Annotated in this window: 1 protein-coding gene and 1 pseudogene; both read right to left on the bottom strand. The window is 73.2% G+C overall.

Annotation, left to right across the window (positions count from 1 at the left end; genetic code table 11):
* Nucleotides 1-2,968: type I polyketide synthase (locus tag ADL01_RS18590; protein ID WP_159049567.1), on the bottom strand; the 2,968-nt coding region annotated here is incomplete at its 3' end.
* A gap of 37 nt (nt 2,969-3,005) precedes the next feature.
* A pseudogene (locus tag ADL01_RS44780) lies at nt 3,006-3,788 on the bottom strand (polyketide synthase); the annotation flags it as partial.

Here is a 3,788-nt window from a genome sequence, read left to right on the forward strand (position 1 = left end):
CCAGACGGCCCTCGACCACCGACCCCGACACCACACCCGAACCACTACCGGAAGCCAAAGCCTCCAACCCGGACAGGAACTGTCCTGACCCCCGGCCCAGAACAACAGCACGATGCTCGAGCGGCGACCGGCCCGTGTCCAGTGACCAGCCCACGTTCACCGGGTCGGCGTCGGTGTGTGTCACCAAGTGCTCGCGCAGGCGGTCGGCCTGTGCGCGCAGGGCGTCCGCGCTCCGGCCCGACACCAACCATGGAAGCGCGCCGGCTGGAACGTCCGTTTTGGTGGGCTCGGTTGTTTCCGCCACCGGAGCCTGCTCGACGATCACGTGGGCGTTCGTGCCGCTGACACCGAACGACGACACACCCGCGCGACGCGGCCGCGTGGCCTCGGGCCAGTCGTGCGCCTCCGCGAGGAGTTCGACGGCGCCGGCGGACCAGTCGACGTGGGTGCTCGGCTCATCCACGTGCAGTGACCGCGGCAGGACACCCTCCCGCATCGCCATCACCATCTTGATGACACCGGCGACGCCTGCGGCGGACTGGGTGTGCCCGATGTTGGACTTGATGGAACCCAGCCACAGCGGGCGGTCCTCGGGCCGTTCCTGTCCATACGTCGCGAGCAAGGCCTGGGCCTCGATGGGATCGCCGAGCGTGGTGCCCGTACCGTGCGCCTCGACGGCGTCGACGTCACCGGCCGTGAGGCCCGCGTTCGCCAACGCGGCGCGGATCACGCGCTGTTGGGACGGACCGTTGGGGGCGGTGAGGCCGTTGCTCGCACCGTCCTGGTTGATCGCGGAGCCGCGTACGACCGCGAGGACCTCGTGGCCGTTGCGGCGGGCGTCCGACAGCCGCTCCAGGAGGAGCAGGCCGACGCCCTCGCCCCAGCCGGTGCCGTCGGCGGCCTCCGCGAAGGGCTTGCAGCGGCCGTCGGCTGCCAGGCCGCGCTGGCGGCTGAACTCGAGGAAGGCAGCGGGGCTGACCATCACGGTCACGCCGCCTGCGAGGGCCATGTCGCACTCGCCCTGGCGCAGCGCCTGCGCGGCCAGGTGCAGGGCAACGAGGGACGACGAGCAGGCCGTGTCGACGGTCACCGCCGGGCCTTCGAGGCCGAAGCTGTACGAGAGGCGGCCGGAGATGACGCTGGTGGCGTCGCCAGTCATGAGGTAGCCCTCGACGCCTTCCGGCGCGTGTGCCAGGCCCGCCGCCCAGCCCTGGGAGCAGGCACCGACGAAGACACCGGTGCTGCTGCCGTGCAGGCTCGACGGCGCGATGCCCGCGCGTTCGAAGAGTTCCCAGGAGGTCTCCAGGAGGAGCCGCTGCTGCGGGTCCATGGCCAGGGCCTCGCGCGGCGAGATGCCGAACAGGGCGGCGTCGAACTCGGAGACGTCGTAGAGGAATCCGCCCTGCGCGGCGAAGCTCGTGCCGTCGGCGGAGCTGGTGTCGGAGCCCCAGCCGCGGTCGTCGGGGAAGCCGGAAATGGCGTCCGTACCGTCGGCGACCAGCCGCCACAGGGCGTCGGGGCTGGTGGCGCCGCCGGGGTAGCGGCAGCTCATCGACACGATGACGATCGGGTCGTCGGCCTCGGCGCCCGCCGCCCGTCCGGCCGGAACCACGGCCGCGCCCGTCATCGCCGTCGGCTTCGCGTCGTCGCCGACCAGCTGTGCCCGCAGGTAGCCCGCGAGGACGGCCGAGGTCGGGTAGTCGAAGACGAGGGTGGTGGGCAGCTTCAGGCCGGTCGCGGCGGCGAGCCGGTTGCGTACCTCGACCGCCGTGAGCGAGTCGAAGCCCAGCTCGCGGAAGGCACGCCCGGGTTCGACGGCTTGCGCGCCCGCGTAGCCGAGGACCGAGGCAGCCTGGCCCCGCACCAGACCGAGCAGCAGCCGCTCCTGCTCCCGCTCGGCCAGGCCCGCGAGGCGCTCGGCCCACTCCGAGCCCGCACCGGAGCCGTGCGTAGCCGAGTCGGCCGTCGCCTCGGGCTCGGCGAGCGCACGCCGCACCTCCGGTAGGTCGCCGATGAAGGGGCTCGGCCGCAGCGAGGTGAAGGAGGGCGCGAAGCGCTCCCAGTCCACGTCGGCGACGGCCAGGAACGTCTCGTCGTACGCGACCGCCCGCGCCAGCGCGGCCACCGCACGCTCCGGCGCCATCGCCGTCACACCACGGCGCCGCAGGTGCTCCTCGGCCTCCTCGGCCGCCGCCATGCCGCTGCCGCCCCAAGCGCCCCAGGCGACCGAAGTCGCGGTCAGGCCGCGGGCCCTGCGCCGCTGCGCGAGGGCGTCGAGGTAGGCGTTGGCAGCCGCGTACGCACCCTGGCCGCCACCGCCCCACACACCGGAGTTGGATGAGAAGAGGACGAAAGCGTCCAGGTCTTCGCCAGCCACCAGCTCATCGAGGAGCGCGGCGCCCGCCGTCTTCGCGCCGAACACCTCCGCGATGTCGGCGGCGGACATGTCCGCGACCGTGTGCGCCGGGCTCACACCGGCGGCGTGGAAGACGGAGCGGATCCGGTGCCCGTCGGCGGCCAGTTCCTGCAGGAGCCCCGCAACCGCCGCACGGTCGGCGATGTCGCACGCCGCGACCGTGACCTCGGCCCCCAACTCCTCCAGTTCCGCCTTCAGTTCACCGGCGCCCGGAGCGTCGAGACCGCGACGGCTCGTCAGTACGAGGTGCTCGGCGCCCTCGCGGGCCAGCCAGCGCGCCACGTGCCCGCCGATCGCACCCGTGCCGCCGGTGATCAGTGCCGTGCCGCGCGGCGTCCACTTCGGCTCGGTGCCGTTGCCCGCCGCGTCCACCGGGGCGTGCGCGAACCGGCCTACGAAGACACCGGTGCCCCGCACCGCGAGCTGGTCCTCGTCGCCGGCTCCGGTCAGGATCGCGGCGAGCCGGGAGCCCGTACGGGTGTTGTACGACTCCGGCAGGTCGATCAGCCCGCCCCAGCGGTCCGGGTGCTCCAGCGCCACGACCCGGCCCATACCCCACACCTGCGCCTGCAACGCAGACTCCAGGACATCACTGCGACCGGTCGACACCGCACCCGACGTCACCGCCCACAGCCGCGCACCGACCCCGGCTGCCCGCAAGCCCGGCGGGCACCCCTTCGTGCCCCGCGTGCTCCGACTCCTCGAAGCCGAGCAGCGAGACCACACCGGAGAGCCCCGCATCGCCGACGAGGGCACGCAGGCGAGCGGCCAGCACCTCGCGCGTCAACTCCTCCACGGACAGGCTCAGTTCGAGGATCTCCGCACCGGCCTGCGTCAGCGCTTCGACGGTGCCCGTCGCCCACGCGTGGCTCCCGGCGCTCTCCGGTGCCACGACCAGCCAGCGGCCCGACAGGGCAGGAGTCGGGAGCCCGCCCGACAGCGGCTTCCAGATGACCCGGTAGCTCCAGCCGTCGAGAGTCGACCGCTCGCGCCGCTGTCGACGCCACGACGCGAGTCCCGGCAGCACCTCGCCCAGCGAACGCTCGTCGACGTCGACGAGCGTGGACGTCAACTGCTCCAGGTCCTCGCGCTCCACCGCCTCCCAGAAGCGGGCCTCGACCTCGTCCACGGTCCGCGCGGCATCGCCGCCGTCCGTGTCGTCGTCGGGGGCCACCATCCAGTAGTGGTCGCGCTGGAAGGCGTACGTGGGCAGGTCGACGGTGGTGCGGGCGCCGGGGAAGAGGGCCTTCCAGTCGAGTTCGGCGCCGCGCGTGTGGGCTTCGGCGAGCGAGGCGGCCAGGCGGTCGGCACCGCCCTCGTCACGCCGGAGGGAACCGAGCGTGACAGCCGGGCTGTCCGTGGCGTCGATCGT

This window comes from Streptomyces sp. NRRL WC-3618, from assembly GCF_001280005.1.
In the GTDB taxonomy this organism is placed as follows: Bacteria; Actinomycetota; Actinomycetes; order Streptomycetales; family Streptomycetaceae; genus Streptomyces.